At 74.3% G+C, this 17,730-nt stretch carries 12 protein-coding genes; 8 read left to right on the top strand and 4 right to left on the bottom strand.

Translation table 11 applies throughout. The features are described from left to right. Positions 1–9: 9 nt before the first annotated feature. The 4 genes from OG689_RS29885 to OG689_RS29900 form a co-directional block, all read right to left on the bottom strand. On the bottom strand, positions 10–2,463 hold the full coding sequence (locus OG689_RS29885; protein ID WP_266323959.1) for a DUF3488 and transglutaminase-like domain-containing protein: 2,454 nt from the start codon (positions 2,461–2,463) through the stop codon (positions 10–12). Beyond that, a complete protein-coding gene (locus OG689_RS29890; RefSeq protein WP_266323960.1) occupies positions 2,460–3,782 on the bottom strand; it encodes a DUF58 domain-containing protein in 1,323 nt (440 codons plus the stop codon). The genes OG689_RS29885 and OG689_RS29890 overlap by 4 nt, the downstream gene beginning before the upstream one ends. Position 3,783: 1 nt before the next feature. Continuing rightward, positions 3,784–4,746 carry a MoxR family ATPase gene (locus OG689_RS29895; protein ID WP_073923363.1) on the bottom strand — a complete coding sequence of 321 codons (963 nt, stop codon included), beginning with the start codon at positions 4,744–4,746 and terminating at the stop codon, positions 3,784–3,786. Positions 4,747–5,229: 483 nt separating this feature from the next. Next, complete coding sequence (locus OG689_RS29900; protein WP_266327520.1) at positions 5,230–5,811, bottom strand: carbonic anhydrase; 582 nt, start codon at positions 5,809–5,811, stop codon at positions 5,230–5,232. Positions 5,812–6,474: 663 nt separating this feature from the next. On the opposite strand from OG689_RS29900, the gene rsmH reads away from it, so the two are divergent. The 8 genes from rsmH to ftsW all read left to right on the top strand — a co-directional run bounded on the left by rsmH (position 6,475) and on the right by ftsW (position 17,724). Further along, positions 6,475–7,449 carry a 16S rRNA (cytosine(1402)-N(4))-methyltransferase RsmH gene (rsmH, locus tag OG689_RS29905; RefSeq protein WP_266323961.1) on the top strand — a complete coding sequence of 325 codons (975 nt, stop codon included), beginning with the start codon at positions 6,475–6,477 and terminating at the stop codon, positions 7,447–7,449. Positions 7,450–7,565: 116 nt separating this feature from the next. Next, the gene (locus tag OG689_RS29910; protein WP_266323962.1) at positions 7,566–8,162 is read left to right on the top strand and encodes a cell division protein FtsL; all 597 of its coding nucleotides are present in this window, start codon (positions 7,566–7,568) and stop codon (positions 8,160–8,162) included. Next, positions 8,159–10,426 (top strand): penicillin-binding protein 2, encoded by a 2,268-nt coding sequence (locus OG689_RS29915; protein ID WP_266323963.1) that lies wholly within the window; start codon positions 8,159–8,161, stop codon positions 10,424–10,426. The genes OG689_RS29910 and OG689_RS29915 overlap by 4 nt, the downstream gene beginning before the upstream one ends. A gap of 177 nt (positions 10,427–10,603) precedes the next feature. Then, on the top strand, positions 10,604–12,151 hold the full coding sequence (locus OG689_RS29920) for a UDP-N-acetylmuramoyl-L-alanyl-D-glutamate--2,6-diaminopimelate ligase (RefSeq protein ID WP_266327522.1): 1,548 nt from the start codon (positions 10,604–10,606) through the stop codon (positions 12,149–12,151). Continuing rightward, positions 12,148–13,572: a UDP-N-acetylmuramoyl-tripeptide--D-alanyl-D-alanine ligase gene (gene murF / locus OG689_RS29925; protein ID WP_266323964.1), complete on the top strand. Its 1,425-nt coding sequence runs from the start codon at positions 12,148–12,150 to the stop codon at positions 13,570–13,572. Before OG689_RS29920 ends, murF begins: the two co-directional genes overlap by 4 nt. Further along, positions 13,572–14,633 (top strand): phospho-N-acetylmuramoyl-pentapeptide-transferase, encoded by a 1,062-nt coding sequence (gene mraY / locus OG689_RS29930; RefSeq protein WP_266323965.1) that lies wholly within the window; start codon positions 13,572–13,574, stop codon positions 14,631–14,633. The genes murF and mraY overlap by 1 nt, the downstream gene beginning before the upstream one ends. After that, positions 14,630–16,066 carry a UDP-N-acetylmuramoyl-L-alanine--D-glutamate ligase gene (gene murD / locus OG689_RS29935; RefSeq protein WP_266323966.1) on the top strand — a complete coding sequence of 479 codons (1,437 nt, stop codon included), beginning with the start codon at positions 14,630–14,632 and terminating at the stop codon, positions 16,064–16,066. Before mraY ends, murD begins: the two co-directional genes overlap by 4 nt. A 284-nt stretch (positions 16,067–16,350) precedes the next feature. Beyond that, complete coding sequence (gene ftsW, locus OG689_RS29940) at positions 16,351–17,724, top strand: putative lipid II flippase FtsW (protein ID WP_266323967.1); 1,374 nt, start codon at positions 16,351–16,353, stop codon at positions 17,722–17,724. Positions 17,725–17,730 lie beyond the last annotated feature (6 nt).

The raw sequence follows: 17,730 nt of genomic DNA on the forward strand, positions 1-17,730 counted from the left end.
CACCCCCGGCTACTCCGGGCGGCCCGTCGGGCCGGCCTTGCCGCCCCGCAGCCGGGCCCGGGCCCGGCGGAAGGGACCGGTGAGCGCGGCCCCGACCCGGGAGAGGCGCCCGCGTACGGCGTCCCGGGCGTCGTCCACCCGCTCGGTCGCCCGCCACCAGAGCCGCGCCGAGGACGGCGGCAGCAGCAGCGCCCGGGCCCGTCCGGTGCGCCGGGCGGAGGCCTGCAGGCCGGCCCGGGCGGTCCGGACGTCCGGGGCCAGCGCGGGCGCGCTCTGGCCGGCCCGGGCGTACAGCACCCGTTCGGTGGCCAGCGCGACCCGTCCGGCGGCGGCCGTGGCGTCCGCGTCCAGTTCACCCGCCTCGGCGATCCGCCGCGCCGCCGACCGCGGGGTGCGCGAGTCGTCCGGCGGGATGCCGAGGTCCCAGGCCGAGTCGACCAGCTCCTCCCAGGCGGCCAGCACCTGCTGGTCGGTGAGGTCCGTCCGGTGGTCGGCCCCCGGACGGCGGCGGCCGGCCGCGCCGAGCCGCCGGCGCCGCACCCAGGCCCGCCAGAGCATCGGCGCGGTCAGCAGGGCGATCAGGGCGAGGCCGCCCACCACCGTCGCCAGGGCCTGCCAGGACAGCCACCAGGACCGCTGGACGGGGGCCTTGAGGGCACCCTTGTCCTGGTCGGCGCAGTCGCCGAGCTGCCGCTGCCGGCTGTCGCAGCTGCTGCTGGCGCTCGCCGAGGGCACCGCACCGGCGCTCGGCGCGGCACTGGTCGGCTGCTGGGTCGGGGCGGTGCTGGGCGCGGTCACCGGGTCCGAGTAGTCCGGGGCGCTGCCCCGGGTCGGGGTGGGCTCGAAGCGCAGCCAGCCGGTGCCCTGGAAGTACAGCTCGGGCCAGGCGTGGTACTCCCGGTCCGTCACCTTGAAGCTCTTGCCGCCCAGGCCCTGGCCCGGGGTGAAGCCGAGCGCCACCCGGGCGGGGATGCCCAGCGCGCGGGCCATCGCCGCCATGGTGGAGGCGTAGTGGACGCAGAAGCCCTTCTTGTTCTCCAGGAAGGTGAGGATCGCGTCGTTCCCGGTGCCGCTGCCCACGTCGGTGCTGTAGGTGAAGCCGCCGGTACGGGTGAACCAGGTCTGCAGGGCCACCGCCTTGTCGTACCCGGTGCTCCTGCCCCGGGTGACGTCCGTGGCGATGGTCGCGACGGCCTGCGGGAAGTCACCGGGCAGCGTCAGGTAGCGCTTGGCGATCGCCTCCGGCGCCGGGCCGGCCGTGCGCAGCTGGGCGGCGGTGGGCCGCACGTCCAGGCTGGTCACCTCGTACCGAAGGCCCCGGGTGGTCTGCTTGCCGTCGCCGATGAGGGTCCGGGTGGAGGCCTCGTAGCGCCAGTTGCCGGGCGGGTCGGCCTCGGTGGCCGGGTAGGGCATCGGCAGCCAGGCCGAGTCCATCCGGTCGGTGACGGTGAAGGCGGTGGCGACCGGGTCGGCCGTGACGGTGGGGGCGAGCCCCTCGGGGTTGGGCAGGGTCCTCGGGTTGCCGGCGACGTCCTTCGGGCTGAGCTTCCACTCGGTGCCGTTGAACTCGTCGAGCGCGCCGGTGCGCAGGTAGGTGCTGCCGGCGTTGTCGCCCGACATGGTGTAGGTCAGCATCTCCTCGCCGCTCGGGCGGCTCAGCTTCGCGGCCAGCGTGACCAGCGGGTCCAGGGTGGTGACTCCGGAGCCGTTACCGCCGGACCCGATGCCGTTGCCGGCCCGGTCCCCGAACAGGTGGAACTCCCACTGCCCGAGGAACAGCGGCAGCACCAGGGCGGTGGCCAGCGCCAGGAAGCCGATCCGGTGGCCGCTGTGCGAGAGCCGGCCGCCGCCGTCGCCGCGGGCACCGCCGTGGAAGACCCGGCCCCAGCGGGAGAGCCGGTCCTGCCCCTCGGCGAGGAGCAGCAGCAGGTAGCCGAAGGCGGCCAGCAGGAACCAGAGCCAGGCCCGGCCGTCCTTGTCCGCCAGGCCGGTGCCGACGGAGTACAGCGCGAGCAGCGGCAGGCCGGCCAGTGCCGCCTTGCGGAAGGTCACCGCGACGGCGTCCACCACGACGGCGACCAGCGCCACCGAGCCGACCAGGATCAGCCGCAGGCCCGGCGTGGCGGGGGCCGGGATGGCGTACTCCTGGATGTCCTGCAGGCCCCGGTCCAGCAGGGTGCCGACGGCGTCCAGCGCCCGGGGGCCGGGCAGGACGCCGGCGGTCATCGCGGAGCCCGTGAAGCCCAGCATCAGCGCCCACACCAGCACCAGCAGCTGCCCGGCGGGCACCAGCCAGCGCGGCAGCGGGAGCCGGCGCAGGCCCGCGCCGGCGGCGGCGGACAGCGCGATCAGCAGGCAGGCGTGCAGGTACCAGCCGCCGGCGGTGACCAGCGGGAGCAGGCAGAGCGTGGCCAGCGCGGTGGCCAGCGCGGAGTAGACCGTGAGTTTGGCCCGGGTGGTCACGCGTCGGCCTCTTCTCGGTAGGCGGTGGAGGCCGAGCCGGCGCGGTCGGCGGCCCGCCAGAGGTCGGGCACGGAGTCGCCGGCCCGGGCGGGCAGCACCGTCCAGCCCGCCTCGCGCAGCTGCCGGATCCGGGCGCGGATCTCGGCGCCGCCGGTCTCGGGGGCGAGCATCCGCAGGCCGGCCCAGGTCTCGGTGTCGATCAGGAAGGCCACGGCGGTGCCGGTGCGGCGCCGCAGCCGGGCGAGCCGGGCGGTCTGCCCCTCGTCCAACGTGCCGAGGACGGCGACCAGCAGCCCCTCGCCGCCGACCCGCAGCGCCTCCTCCCCGCGGGACAGCGAGCCGCCCTCGGAGAGGTCGACCAGGGCGAGCGCGTCCAGCAGCATCCCGGAGGCCTCGGCGACGCTGTTGACGCCGCCGTCCGGGCCCGGGACGCTCTGCCCGGTGTCGGTCAGCAGCCGGACCTCGTAGCCGCGCTCCATCAGGTGCACGCCGACGGAGGCGGCGCAGCTGACCGCCCATTCGAACGAGGAGGCCGGGCCGGTGCCCCGGTGGCCGATCTCGCGGGTGTCCAGCAGGACGGTCGCGCGGGCCTTCTGCGGCTGCTCCTCGCGGCGGACCATCAGCTCGCCGTAGCGGGCGGTGGACTTCCAGTGCACCCGGCGCAGGTCGTCGCCGTGCCGGTACTCGCGCAGGATGACGTCGTCGTCCCCGGCGAGCGCGAGGGTCCGGGTGTGGCTCTCGCCCTGCCCGGCCCACTCGCCGCGCAGCCGGACCTCCGGCAGGGCCTGCACCCGGGGGACGACGGTGAGGGTGTCGGAGGCCGCGAAGGCCCGGGTGAGCTCGCACATCCCGAACGGGTCGGAGAGCCGCAGCTGCAGCGGGCCCAGCGGGTACTGCCCGCGCAGGTCCGAGCGGACCCGGTAGGACACCTCGCGGTGGCCGTGCGGCTCGATCCGGTCCAGCACGAAGCGCGGGCGCGGCCCGAGCACGTACGGGACCTTGTCCTCCAGCTGGAGCAGCCCGGTGGGGACCCGGGAGACGTTGTCGACCCGCAGGTGCACCCGGGCCTCCTGGCCGGCCGTCGCCCGGTGCGGGCTGAGCCGGCGGCCGCTGGCCACCCGGTAGCGGGTGCGCAGCAGGAGCAGGGCGGCGGCCAGCGGCAGCGCCATCAGCAGCACGCCGACCCGGAGCAGGGCGTCCTGGCCGAGCAGCAGCGCGCAGAGGATGGCGGTCACGCCGGCCGCGAGGAACGAACGGCCCCGGGTGGTGAGGCCCGCCAGGCCGGTGCGCAGACCCGACGGGGAGCCGGTCGGGGCCACCTCAGCCCCTCCGGACGGCCGGGCCCTGCGGGCGCGGCAGCGGCAGCCGGGCGACCAGGTCGAGCACGATCTGCTCGGAGGTGCGCCGGCTCAGCTGGGTCTCGGCGGTCGGCATCAGGCGGTGGGCCAGCACCGGGACGGCGAGCGACTGGATGTCGTCGGGGGTGACGTAGTCGCGACCGTCCAGCGCGGCGGCGGCGCGGGCGGCCCGCACCAGGTGCAGGGTGGCGCGCGGCGAGGCGCCCAGGCGCAGCTCGGGGCTGGTGCGGGTGGCGCCGACCAGGTCGACGGCGTAGCGGCGGACCGGGTCGGCGATGTGCACGGTGCGCACCAGCTCGACCAGCTTGAGGATGTCGGCGGCGTGCGCGACCGGGGCCAGGTCGTCCAGCGGGTTGGCGCCGCCGTGCACGTCCAGCATCGCGAACTCGGCCTCGGGGCTCGGGTAGCCGATCGAGATGCGGGCCATGAAGCGGTCGCGCTGGGCCTCGGGGAGGGGGTAGGTGCCCTCCATCTCGACCGGGTTCTGGGTGGCGATCACCATGAACGGCGAGGGCAGCTCGTAGCTGGTGCCGTCGATGGTGACCTGGCGCTCCTCCATCGACTCCAGCAGCGCGGACTGGGTCTTCGGCGAGGCGCGGTTGATCTCGTCGCCGACCACGATCTGCGCGAAGATCGCGCCGGGCCGGAACTCGAAGTCGCGCTGGTGCTGGTCGAAGATGTTGGTGCCGGTGACGTCCGAGGGCAGCAGGTCGGGGGTGAACTGGATCCGGCGCACGGTGCAGTCCACCGACTTGGCGAGCGCCTTGGCCAGCATGGTCTTGCCGACCCCGGGCACGTCCTCCAGCAGCAGGTGGCCCTCGGCCAGCATCACGGTCAGCGCGATCCGGACCGCCTCCGGCTTGCCCTCGATGACGCTCTCGACGGAGGCACGGACCCGGTCCACGACGGCGCCCAGCTCGTGCAGTCCGCCGCGCTGGAAGCCTTCGGGCTGCCGGTCGCCCCCACGACCGCTCTGACCGTCCTGATCGTATGTGCTGGTCACCCGTACGCTCCCTGGCATTGCGCCGCCTCACCCCGAGAACGGCCCCCACCCCGTGACTGACGCGGCGTGCCCCGGGTGCGTTCCGGTCGGAGCGGCACCGGGCGCGGCCGCGGCCAGGCCGCCCCAGGTGGTGCGGGAACAGGCCTGCCGTCGCATTCTTCCCTGTCGGATGGCCAGAAGTCACCCTCTCCCCCCGGGCGGTGCCGTACGGGAGGGACAGGGCGGGCGACAAGCGCGCAGTGTCCCGGTTCGTCCCCGCAACATCGCCCGTCCGTCCCCCGTGACCTCGCCCGATCGGCCGGGCGGCGGCGGGTGCCGAGGCACCCGGCGCGGCGCCGGCGGCCCGCGGGCGGGCACGGGAAAGGGCCCGGACGGCGCTGGCCGGGCCCTGGCGGACGGGCGGTACTAGTGGATCTCGCGGAGCAGCCCGGTGTGGACGTCGAAGACGAAGCCGCGGACGTCGTCGGTGTGCAGGAGGAACGGCGAGGTGCGCACCCGCTGCATGGACTGGCGGACGTCGCCGTCCAGGTCGACGAAGGACTCCACGGCCCACTGCGGGCGCTGGCCGACCTCGAGCTCCAGCTCGTGCCGGAAGTCCTCGGTGAGGCCGAGCAGGCCGCAGCCGGTGTGGTGGATCAGCGCGATCGAGCTGGTGCCCAGGGCGCGCTGGCTGATGGTGAGCGAGCGGATGGTGTCGTCGGTGACGACGCCGCCGGCGTTGCGGATCACATGGGCGTCGCCGAGTTCGAGGCCGAGCGCCGCGAACAGGTCGAGCCGGGCGTCCATGCAGGCCACCACGGTGACCTTCTGGACGGGACGGGCGTCCATGCCGCCGTCGCGGAAGTCGACGGCGTACGCACGGTTGGACGTGACGAAGCGGTCGATGATGTTGGGGGCGTCCGCGGCCGGCGGAGCGCCGTCGGCGGGGGCGGAGGCCGTGGAGGGCGCGGAGGCAGCGGCGGTCGGCGTGTGCCGGTCGGGGGTCACTGTCATAGCCCCGACGTTAGTGCGATTCCCCCGCCGATGGTGAGGGGGCCGGCCCTCCGAGCACCCGGCTGTGATCGAGGGCATACCGCCGGGGCGGGCGACTGGTGGGGAAGTGCGGTGCTCTGGGTGGAATGTCCGGGGTGCTGCCGGGCGCGTCCACCGGCGCGGACCGCCGCCGCGAGGCGCTGCGGGCTCCCGCGCGCTCCGCCGTCGCCGCCTCCCGGGCCGGGCCCGTCCGGGCCCGGAGGCCTGCGGGTTCGCGTTCCGCCGCCCGGGTGGCGCGCCGTCGCGGGCCATTGACGGCCAAGGTGTCCGCGATAGAGTTGCGGCGCAGCGCAGCACAACCGCCGAGCACCGTCAACCGGGCCTTCCCGGGCGGCGCCGGCACGGCGTACGCAGCCCGCGGCCTCCTCCCGCTCCGTGCCACCTGGCGCACCTTCCCCGGTGCCGGGCGGTCACAGTCTTCCCCAGTGAGCGGGCGGGGACCACGGGCGGCGTGCGGGCCCCCTGCGGTGGGCCGGGCGCGGAGTGGGCCAAAATGGTCCCAGTCTCCCCGCGCCCCGGGCTCCATCCTTTCCCGGTGGGTCCCTCCTGTCCGATCAGCGGGCAGGGAGGGCGGGCAAGGAGGGGGGCTTCGCACCGAGGAAGGGCGCCACAGCGCACATGAGCACCAACGATCCGGCACCCAAGCACGTCCCGGTCATGCTCCAGCGGTGCATGGACGCGCTGGCCCCGGCGATCTCGGCCCCCGGCGCGGTCGTGGTGGACGCCACCCTCGGCCTCGGCGGGCACAGCGAGGCGCTGCTCACCCAGTTCCCGGAGGTCCGGCTGGTCGCCGTCGACCGCGACCCGGCCGCGCTCAAGCTGTCCGCCGAGCGCCTCGCCCCCTTCGGGGACCGCGCCACCCTGGTGCACGCCGTCTACGACGAGATCCCCGAGGTGCTGGAGCGCCTGGGCATCCCTCGGGTCGAGGGCGTCCTGTTCGACCTCGGGGTCTCCTCCATGCAGCTGGACGAGGCGGAGCGCGGCTTCGCGTACGCCCAGGACGCCCCGCTCGACATGCGGATGGACCAGACCCGGGGCCTGAGCGCCGCCGAGGTGCTGAACACCTACACCCACGGGCAGCTCGCCCGGATCCTCAAGGTCTACGGGGAGGAGCGATTCGCCGGCAAGATCGCCTCGGTGATCCTGCGCGAACGCGAGAAGGAACCGTTCACCAACAGCGCGCGTCTGGTGGAACTGGTGAGGAACGCCATCCCGGCCGCCACCCGGCGCACCGGCGGCAACCCCGCCAAGCGGACCTTCCAGGCCCTGCGGATCGAGGTCAACGGCGAGCTGGAGGTCCTGGACCGGGCCGTGCCGGGGGCGCTCGACGCGCTCGCGGTGGGCGGGCGGATCGTGGTGATGTCGTACCAGTCGCTGGAGGACCGTCTGGTCAAGCAGTACTTCGCGGCCGGTGCGACCAACACCGCCCCGCCCGGGCTGCCGGTGATCCCGGAGGAGCACCAGCCCTGGCTGAAGCTGATCACCCGCGGGGCCGAGCAGGCCACCGAGGAGGAGATCGAGGAGAACCGGCGTGCCGCGCCCGTGCGACTGCGGGTGGCGGAGAGGATCAGGGACCGGGGCAACCGGCGCTGACCGGCGCGGGACGAGCAGACCAGAGCGACGGACGCGGGGGCGAGGAGAGCGTGGTGCCAGTGGCCGGCGGCGGGACCCGCCCACCGACGGGGCAGGTCCGGGGGAGCGGCGCCAGGGTGCTCCCCGGGCAGGGGGCCGGAGCCCGGATCACCGTACGGCCGGGCCGGCGGCCGGCCCGCGGCCGCACGCCCTTCGCGGTCCTGGTGGTGGTGCTGCTCACCGGTGGCCTGCTGGGCCTGCTGGCGCTCAACACGGCGCTCAACGAGGGCTCCTTCGAGCTGTCCCGGCTGCAGAAGCAGACCACCACGCTGACCGACCAGCAGCAGACCCTGCAGCACCAGATCGACCAGGGCTCCGCCCCGGACGCGCTGGAGCGGCGGGCCCGCGAGCTGGGCATGGTGCCGGCCGGCGGCCTGGCCTTCCTGCAGGACGACGGCAAAGTGCTCGGCAAGCCCGGGCCGGCCCAGGACAGTCCTCCGGTGAAGCGCTCGGGGGCCGAGCCCTGGCAGCTCCAGCCCGGCGCCCCGGCGCCCGCCCCTGCCTCGGCCCCCGCCCCGGCACCGGCGCTGTCGCCGGCCCCGCCGCCGTCCGCCGCGGCGCCCGCCGCCCCGGCTCCCTCGGGCAGCCCGACCGGCGACACCACCGTCCAGATCAACCCGGCAGGCCCGGCCACCCAGCCGACGCCGAGCCCGAGCGGAGGGCCGGCCCGATGAGCACGCCCCGTCAGCCACCCCGTGGATCGGGCGACGGCAAGCCCGCCCGCGGCTCCCAGGGGCGCCCGCAGGCCCGGTCGCCGCGCCCGCCCCGGACCTCGCAGCCGCCCGGGCCCCGACGGGCCGACGGGCAGCCGGGGCCGGCCCAGCCCAGGTCCGCCCAGCCGAAGCCGGCCGGGTCGAAGCCCGCCGCGAAACCTGCCGCGAAGCCCGCCGCCGCGAAGCCTGCCGCCGCCAAGCCCGCTGCGGCCAAGCCGGCCCGGCCCAGGGCCGCCCGGGCCGTGGCCGAGCCGCCGGCCAGGGCACAGTCCAGGCTGCGCTCGGGCCCCGCCGGTCCGGCTCCCCGTCCCCGTCCGCGCCCGGCCGCCCGGCCGCAGCCCAGGACGATCCGGCTGGCCGACCCGCGCAAGCGGCTGCGCTTCGTCACCGTCGTACTGTCCCTGGTCTTCTCGGTCTTCGCCGGCCGGCTCGTCCAGCTCCAGCTGATCGACTCCGACGCGCTGGCCGCCGACGCGAACACCAACCGGTACCAGGTGATCCCGCTCACCGCGGAGCGCGGCTCGATAACGTCCTCCGACGGCGTCGCCCTGGCCACCACCGTGGACGCGTACGACATCACCGCCGACCCGCAGATGTTCACCTCCCAGTCGACCGGCGTCCCGGACGCCCCCGAGCAGGCGGCCGCCCTGCTGGCGCCGATCCTCGGCGTGCCCAAGGAGCAGCTGGCCGCCGACCTGCACACCCCCAAGACCCGCTACAAGCGCCTCGCCACCCAGCAGACGCCCGACGCCAAGAACCAGATCAGCGACCTCAAGTCGGCCCTCGACAAGAAGGCCGGCAGCAAGGCGTGCACGGCCCAGAAGGCGCAGCTGAAGCTCCCCGCGGACAAGGGCGGCCGCACCCGGGTCGACAACGAGTGCGCCAACCCGCTGGCCGGCGTCTTCAACCGGGAGACCCAGCGCCGGGTCTACCCCTCGGACGGGCTGGCCGCCAACCTGGTCGGCTTCGTCAACGCCGAGGGCGTCGGCGCGGGCGGCCTGGAGCAGCAGTACCAGGCGCAGCTGGCCGGCAAGGACGGCCGCAGCAGCTACGCCCAGGCGGGCGGGCGGCTGGTGCCCACCGCCGGCGGCTCGATGGACGCCGCGGTGCCCGGCACCGACCTGCGACTGACCGTCAACCGGGACATCCAGTGGGCCGCCCAGCGGGCCATCACCGACCAGGTGTCCAACGCCGGGGCGGAGAAGGGCTACGTGGTCGTCCAGGACGTGAAGACCGGGCAGGTGCTGGCGATGGCCACCTCGCCGGGCTTCAACCCCAACGACCTGGCCTCCGCCAAGGCCGGCCAGCTCGGCAACGCGGCCGTGCAGGACGCGTACGAGCCGGGCAGCACCGCCAAGCTGATGACGATGGCCGCCGTGCTCGACACCGGCAAGGCGACCTGGGACACCCATGTGACCGTCCCCAACACCCTGCAGCGCGCGGACCGGGTCTTCCACGACGACGTGGACCACGAGACCTGGTACCTGACCCTGGCCGGGGTGCTCGCCAAGTCCTCCAACATCGGCACCATCGAGGCCGCCGAGCAGCTCGGCCCGACCCAGGCCGAGGCCAACCAGGTGCTCGGCGGCTACCTGCAGAAGTTCGGCATCGGGCGGCCCAGCGGCCTGGACTTCCCCGGTGAGACCAGGGGCATCCTGGCCAAGCCGGAGGACTGGAAGGGCTCGCAGCAGTACACCATCCCGTTCGGCCAGGGCCTGTCGGTGAACGCGCTGCAGGCCACCTCGGTGTTCTCCACCATCGCCAACGGCGGCGTGCGGGTCGCACCCGGCGTCGTCCAGGGCACCACCTCGCCGGACGGGCGGTACACCCCGGCCCCGCCCGGCGCGGAGAGCCGGGTGGTCAGCGAGCAGACCGCGAAGACGCTGACCGAGATGCTGGAGTCCGTGGTCACCGACGAGCAGGGCACCGGCGGCAAGGCCGCGGTGCCCGGCTACCGGGTGGCCGGCAAGACCGGCACGGCCAACCGGGTGGACCCGAAGACCGGCCGCTACTCCGGCTACACCGCCTCGTTCATCGGCTTCGCCCCTGCCGACCAGCCCCGGGTCACCGTCTCCTGCGTCATCCAGGACCCGGTGAACGGGCACTTCGGCGGCCAGCTCTGCGGGCCGGTGTTCAAGCAGGTGATGGAGTTCAGCCTGAAGACCCTCCAGGTGCCGCCGAGCGGCAGCGAGGCGCCCAACCTGCCAGTCGACTGGAAGCCGTGATCAACGATGACCACCGAGCCCGCCCACGCCGGGACCCCGTCCGACCCGCCGGCCCGCGTCGGGACTCCGTCGGACCCGCCCACTCCCGCGCCGGCCGCGGCGGTGTCCGGGAGCGGGCGGTTTGGCCCTGGACGCCCTTCGGCCGATAGCCTGCCCGCCGTGCCGAAACCCGATCAAATCACCGTGAGCCCTCCCCGCCCCGAGCGGGTGGCGGCGCTGCCGCTGCCCGAGGTGGCCCGCCTGCTCGGCCTGGACCCCCTCGAAGGCGGTGCGGTCACCGGCGTCACCCACGACTCCCGCGCGGTCCGCGCCGGTGACGTCTACGTGGCCTTCCCCGGTGCGAACCACCACGGTGCGGCCTTCGCCGCCCAGGCCGCCGCGGCCGGCGCCGTCGCCGTGCTGACCGACCCGGCCGGGGCCGAGCTGGCGGCCGCCGCCGGCGTCCCGCTGCTGGTCGTCGACCGGCCCCGGGCGCGGATGGGCGAGCTGGCCGCCGCCGTCTACGGCCACCCGGCCGAGCAGCTGCTGACCATCGGCCTGACCGGAACCAACGGCAAGACCACCACCTCGTACCTGGTCGAGGGCGGCCTGCTGGGCGCCGGCCGGGCCCCCGGGGTGATCGGCACGGTGGAGATGCGGGTCGGCACCGAGCGGATCAAGAGCGAGCGCACCACCCCCGAGGCCACCGACCTGCACGCGATCCTCGCGGTGATGCGCGAGCGCGGCGCCGACGCGGTGACCATGGAGGTCTCCAGCCACGCGCTGGTCTTCGGCCGGGTGGACGGGGTGACCTACGACGTCGCACTGTTCAACAACCTGACGCCGGAGCACCTGGACTTCCACCCCGACATGGAGGACTACTACCAGGCCAAGGCCAGGCTCTTCGCGCCCGGCAAGTCGCGGGCCGGCGTGGTCAACCTGGACGACGCGTACGGCCGCCGGCTGGCCGCCGAGGCGCAGATCCCGGTGACCGGCTTCTCCGCCAAGGGCGCCGCCGAGGCCGACTGGCGCGCGGTGGACGTCCAGCTGGGCCCGGTCGGCTCGACCTTCCGGGTGCTGGGGCCGGGCGGCGCCGCCGCCGACGCCTCGGTGCCGCTGCCCGGCCCGTTCAACGTGGCCAACGCGCTCGCCGCGATCACCGTGCTGGTGACCGCCGGGCTGCCGCTGGAGCAGGCGGTGGCCGGCGTGGCCGCCGTCGCCGGGGTGCCCGGACGGCTGGAGCGGGTCGACGCCGGGCAGCCGTTCGTCGCGGTGGTCGACTACGCGCACAAGCCGGACGCCCTGCAGGCCGTCCTGGAGTCGCTGCGCGAGGTCACCAAGGGCCGGCTGCACGTGGTGGTCGGCTGCGGCGGGGACCGGGACCCTCACAAGCGCGCCCCGATGGGCGCCATCGCCGCCCGGCTGGCCGACACCACCGTGCTGACCAGCGACAACCCGCGCAGCGAGGACCCGCTGGCGATCCTCGCCACCATGCTCGGCGGCGCCGCCGGCGTGCCCGAGGAGGAGCGGGGCGCCGTGCTGGTCGTCCCCGACCGGGCGGAGGCGATCGCCGGTGCGGTCGCCCGCGCGCACGCCGGCGACACCGTCCTGGTGGCCGGCAAGGGCCACGAGCTGGGCCAGTACGTACGAGACGAGATCCGCCCCTTCGACGACCGGGAGGTCCTGCGGGACGTCATCTCCCGCTCCTCGGTCGCCCGGGGCACCCGAGGAGTGGAACAGCCGTGATCGCACTGACTCTCGCCGAGGTCGCCGCCGCCGTCGGAGGAACCCTGGTGGACGGCGCCGATCCGGCCGCCCGGGTGACCGGCCCGGTCGAGTACGACTCCCGACTGGTCCGCCCCGGCGGCCTGTTCGTGGCCTTCGCCGGTGATCGGGTGGACGGCCACGACTTCGCCGTCCGCGCGGCCGACTCCGGAGCCGTCGCGGTGCTCGCCTCCCGTCCGGTCGGCGTGCCCGCCGTGCTGGTGCCGGACGTCCTGGACGCCCTCGGCAAACTGGCCCGGACCGTCGTCGGCCGGGCCGCCGGCACCTCCGTGGTCGCGCTGACCGGCTCGGCCGGCAAGACCAGCACCAAGGACCTGATCGCCCAGCTGCTGCGGCACAAGGGCGAGACGGTCTTCACCCCGGGCTCGCTGAACAACGAGATCGGGCACCCGATGACGGCGCTCAAGGTCGAGCCGACCACCCGCCACCTGGTGCTGGAGATGGGTGCCCGGCACAAGGGCGACATCGAGTACCTGACGACCATCACCCCGCCGGTGATCGGCCTGGTGCTGAACGTCGGCACCGCGCACGTGGGCGAGTTCGGCTCCAAGGAGGCGATCGCCGAGGCCAAGGGCGAGCTGGTCGAGTCGCTGCCGGCCGAGGGCGTCGCGATCCTGAACGCCGACGACCCGCTGGTGCGGGCGATGTCCGCCCGGACCAGGGCCCGGGTGGTGCTGTTCGGCGAGGCCAGGGACGCGGCGGTACGCGCACAGGATGTTCGCCTGGACTCCACCGGACGGCCATCGTTCACGCTGACCACCCCGGCCGGTTCCGCGCCCGTACAGCTGCGCCTGTACGGTGAGCACCACGTCTCGAACGCCCTCGCCGCCGCTGCGGTGGCGATGGAGCTCGGACTGTCCGTCGACGACACCGCCGCCGCCCTGGGCGAGGCGGGTGCGCTGTCCCGCTGGCGCATGGAGGTCGTCGACCGGGCCGACGGTGTCACGGTCGTGAACGACGCCTACAACGCGAACCCGGACTCGATGCGGGCCGCGCTGCGGGCACTCGTGTCGATGGGGGGCCGGGGTCCGGAGCGCCGCCGTACCTGGGCGGTGCTCGGCGAGATGCGGGAGCTGGGCGAGGAGAGCTTCGCCGAGCACGACGCCATCGGGCGGCTCGTGGTCCGGCTGGACATCACCAAGTTGGTGGCGGTCGGCGGACGCGACGCGGCCTGCATGGAACTGGGCGCGAGGAACGAAGGTTCGTGGGGTGAGGAGTCGGTGCTGGTGTCCGACGCGGACGCGGCGGTCGAACTGCTGCGCAGTCAGCTGCGGCCAGGGGACGTGGTCCTGGTGAAGGCCTCCCGTTCGGTGGGTCTGGAGAAGGTCGCCGAGGCGCTGCTCTCGGACGGCACACGGCTGACGGACGGTGCTGCGCTGTGATGAAGCAGATTCTCATCGCCGGCATGATCGGCCTGGTGCTGTCGTTGCTCGGCACGCCGGCGCTGATCAAGGTGCTGGCGAAGCGCGGCTACGGCCAGTACATCCGCGACGACGGCCCCAAGGCGCACCACAGCAAGCGCGGTACGCCCACCATGGGCGGCATCGCCTTCATCCTGGCCACGCTGATCGCCTACGCCGCGACCAAGGTGATAGCCGGGGAGAGCCCCACGGCCTCCGGGCTGCTGGTGCTGTTCCTGACGGCGGGTCTGGGCCTGGTCGGCTTCCTGGACGACTACATCAAGGTCGTCAAGCGCCGCTCGCTGGGTCTGCGTGCCAAGGCGAAGCTGCTCGGGCAGTCCTTCGTCGGCCTGGCCTTCGCCATCCTGTCGCTGCAGTTCAGCGACAGCCGGGGCCTCACTCCCGCGTCCCAGCACCTGTCGTTCGTACGCGACTTCGGCTGGTCCGTCGGTCCGGTGCTGTTCGTCATCTGGGCCTATTTCATGATCGCCGCGATGTCGAACGGCGTGAACCTGACGGACGGTCTGGACGGCCTGGCCACCGGCGCCTCGGTGATGGTCTTCGGCGCCTACGTCTTCATCGGCGTCTGGGAGTACGGCCAGAGCTGCGCCTACGCGCTCTCCGCGACGGCCAACTGCTACGACGTACGCGACCCGCTGGACCTCGCGGTGGTCGCCTCCGCCCTGATGGGCTCCTGCTTCGGCTTCCTGTGGTGGAACACCTCGCCCGCCAAGATCTTCATGGGTGACACCGGCTCGCTCGCCCTCGGCGGCGCCCTGGCCGGCCTGGCGATCTGCTCGCGCACCGAGATCCTGCTGGCCCTGCTCGGCGGCCTCTTCGTGATCATCACCCTGTCGGTGATCATCCAGGTCGGCTCGTTCCGGATGACCGGCAAGCGCGTCTTCAAGATGGCCCCGCTGCAGCACCACTTCGAACTCAAGGGCTGGAGCGAGGTGCTGATCGTCGTCCGGTTCTGGATCATCCAGGGCCTCTGCGTCGCCGTCGGCCTCGGGCTCTTCTACGCGGGATGGGTAACCGGATGACCAGCAACCCCGACTGGACCGGGCTGCCGGTCGTGGTGGCCGGACTCGGCCTGTCCGGCATCAGCGCCGCCCGCGTCCTGCGCGGACTCGGCGCCGAGGTCACCGTGGTCGACGGGGGCGACAGCGAGGGCCTGCGGGCCCGCGCCGCCGAACTCTCGGCCCAGGGCATCGCCGTCCGCCTCGGCGACGGCGACACCCTCCCCGAGGGCACCCGCCTGATCGTCACCTCGCCCGGCTGGCCGCCGAGCAGCCCGCTGTTCGCCGCCGCCGACCCCGCCGGCGTGCCGGTCTGGGGCGACGTCGAACTCGCCTGGCGCCTGCGCCGCCCGCTGGCCGCCACCGGCGAGCCCGCGCCCTGGCTCGCCATCACCGGCACCAACGGCAAGACCACCACCGTCCAGATGCTGGCCTCGATCCTCGCCGCGGCCGGCCTGCGCACCGCCGCCGTCGGCAACGTCGGCGTCTCGGTGCTGGACGCCGTGCTCGCCGACGACCCGTACGACGTGCTCGCCGTCGAGCTCTCCAGCTACCAGCTGCACTGGGCGCCCTCGCTGCGCCCGCACTCGGCGGCCGTCCTCAACCTGGCGCCCGACCACCTGGACTGGCACGGCTCGATGGAGGCCTACGCCGCCGACAAGGGCCGGATCTACGAGGGCAACCTCGTCGCCTGCGTCTACAACACGGCCGACCCGGCCACCGAGGCGCTGGTCCGCGAGGCCGACGTCGAGGAGGGCTGCCGGGCCGTCGGTTTCACCCTCGGCGCCCCCGGCCTCTCCGAGTTCGGCGTGGTGGACGGCCTGCTGGTGGACCGCGCGTTCGTCCCCGACCGGCAGTCCAGCGCCGCCGAACTCGGCTCGGTCGAGGACGTCAACCCGCCCGCCCCGCACAACATCGCCAACGCCCTGGCGGCCGCGGCGCTGGCCCGGGCCTACGGCGTCGACCCGAAGGCCGTCCGGGAGGGCCTGCGGGCCTTCCACCCGGACGCCCACCGGATCGCCGAGGTCGCGGTCGTCGACGAGGTCACCTGGATCGACGACTCCAAGGCCACCAACACCCACGCGGCGGCCGCCTCGCTGGCGGCCTTCCGGCCGGTCGTCTGGATCGCCGGCGGCCTCGCCAAGGGCGCCACCTTCGACGACCTCGTCCAGGGCGCCGAGGGCCGGCTGCGGGCCGCCGTCCTGATCGGCCAGGACCGTGCGCTGATCCGGGAGGCGCTGGCGCGACACGCGCCGGATGTGCCGGTGATCGAGGCCGCGGAGGGCCAGACTGGCGCGGTGGCGATGGCCGAGGTGGTCGCCGCGGCCGCCGGGCTCGCCCAACCGGGTGACACCGTCCTGCTGGCCCCGGCCTGCGCCTCGATGGACATGTTCACCAACTACAACGAACGCGGCGACCTGTTCGCGGCGGCCGTACGGGCCCGCGCGGACCGCTGACGGCACCGCCCGCCGGCCGCTCGTGGCAGCCGGCGGGCCGCACGGGGGCGGTGGGCGACCGGCGCCGGTGACGTCCGGCGAACCGGTTTCCGCCCGGCAGGGACCAGCGGGCGTTCGGCAGGAAGGCACCGGCGAACGAGCCGAAGGGGCGCGCCGGTGCCGAAAGGGAGAAGGGCCAAGGTCCCGACGTAGGAGGGATCGCCGTGCCCGCCGACCGTCGGCACCGGACGAGAAGCGCCCCGGAGGCGAGAGAGCCACAAACAGGGCAGAGGGGTGCGTGCGAGGTGGCGGGTCAGGGCAGGGCAGGGGCCACCGCCCCGCCGGGTGAGCGGGGGGAGTCCCCGCTGAAGCTGATCTCGGCCACCACCACGACCTTCAAGTCGGCGGGGCCCCTCGCCCGGCTGCGAGCCTTCCGGGCCCGGCTGCGGTACACCCTGGACCGCCCCCTGACGCCGTACTACCTGATCCTCGGCGCGGCCCTGCTGCTGGTGGTGCTGGGGCTGGTGATGGTCTTCTCCTCGTCCCAGATCCTCGCCCTGGGCCAGCACCGGTCGGCGCTGTTCTACTTCCTCAAGCAGCTGGTCGCCGTCCTGCTCGGCACCGCGCTGCTGGTGACCCTCGCCTGGGTGCCGCTCGCGGTGCTGCGGGTGATCGTCTACCCGCTGATGTTCGGGGTGATCGGCGCCCTGGCGCTGGTGGCCGTCCCGGGCATCGGGGTCGAGGTCGGCGGCAACCGGAACTGGCTGGACTTCGGCTTCTTCCAGGTCCAGCCCTCCGAGTTCGCGAAACTCGCGCTCGTCCTGTGGGGCGCCGACCTGTTGGCCCGCAAGCAGAAGACCGGCATGCTCGACCAGTGGAAGCACCTGCTGATCCCGCTGGTGCCGGGCGCGCTGCTGCTGCTGATGCTGATCATGCTCGGCGGTGACATGGGCACCGCGATGATCCTGGTCGCGATGCTGTTCGGCCTGCTCTGGATGGTCGGCGCCCCGATGCGGCTGTTCGTGGCCACCCTGGGAGTGGCGGTGGTGGCCTGCACCGCGCTGGTCGTCACGGTGCCGCACCGGGCCGAGCGGCTGTCCTGCATCGGGGTCACCAAACTGGACCCGAACGGGGCCTGTTTCCAGGCCCTGCACGGCGTGTACTCGTTCGCCCTGGGCGGCCCGTTCGGCTCCGGACTCGGCGCCGGCGTCGAGAAATGGGGCCAGCTGCCGGAGGCCCACACCGACTTCATCTTCGCCGCGACCGGCGAGGAACTCGGACTGGTGGGGACGCTGTCGGTCATCGGACTCTTCGCGGCACTAGGCTACGCGGGTATCCGTGTGGCCATCGGTGCGAAGGACCCCTTCGTCAGGTACGCCGCGGGAGCCGCCACCACCTGGATCATGGCGCAGGCCATGGTCAACCTGGGGTCGGCACTGGGACTGCTGCCCATCGCGGGCGTCCCGCTCCCGCTGTTCTCCTACGGTGGTTCCGCCATGCTGTCGGCCATGTGCGCCGTCGGTGTGCTGCTCTGCTTCGCACGCAGCACGCCGGGGGCTCGGGCGGCCCTGGCCGCGCGGACCACCAACTCCCGGTTCAGGACACGACTGGCCCGGGTGCTGCCACGACGACGAACCACAGCACGCCCGGCCTCCCGGCCGGCGCGCAGGGAGCGGTGAATTTCG

Source organism: Kitasatospora sp. NBC_00240, assembly GCF_026342405.1.
Lineage (GTDB): Bacteria > Actinomycetota > Actinomycetes > Streptomycetales > Streptomycetaceae > Kitasatospora.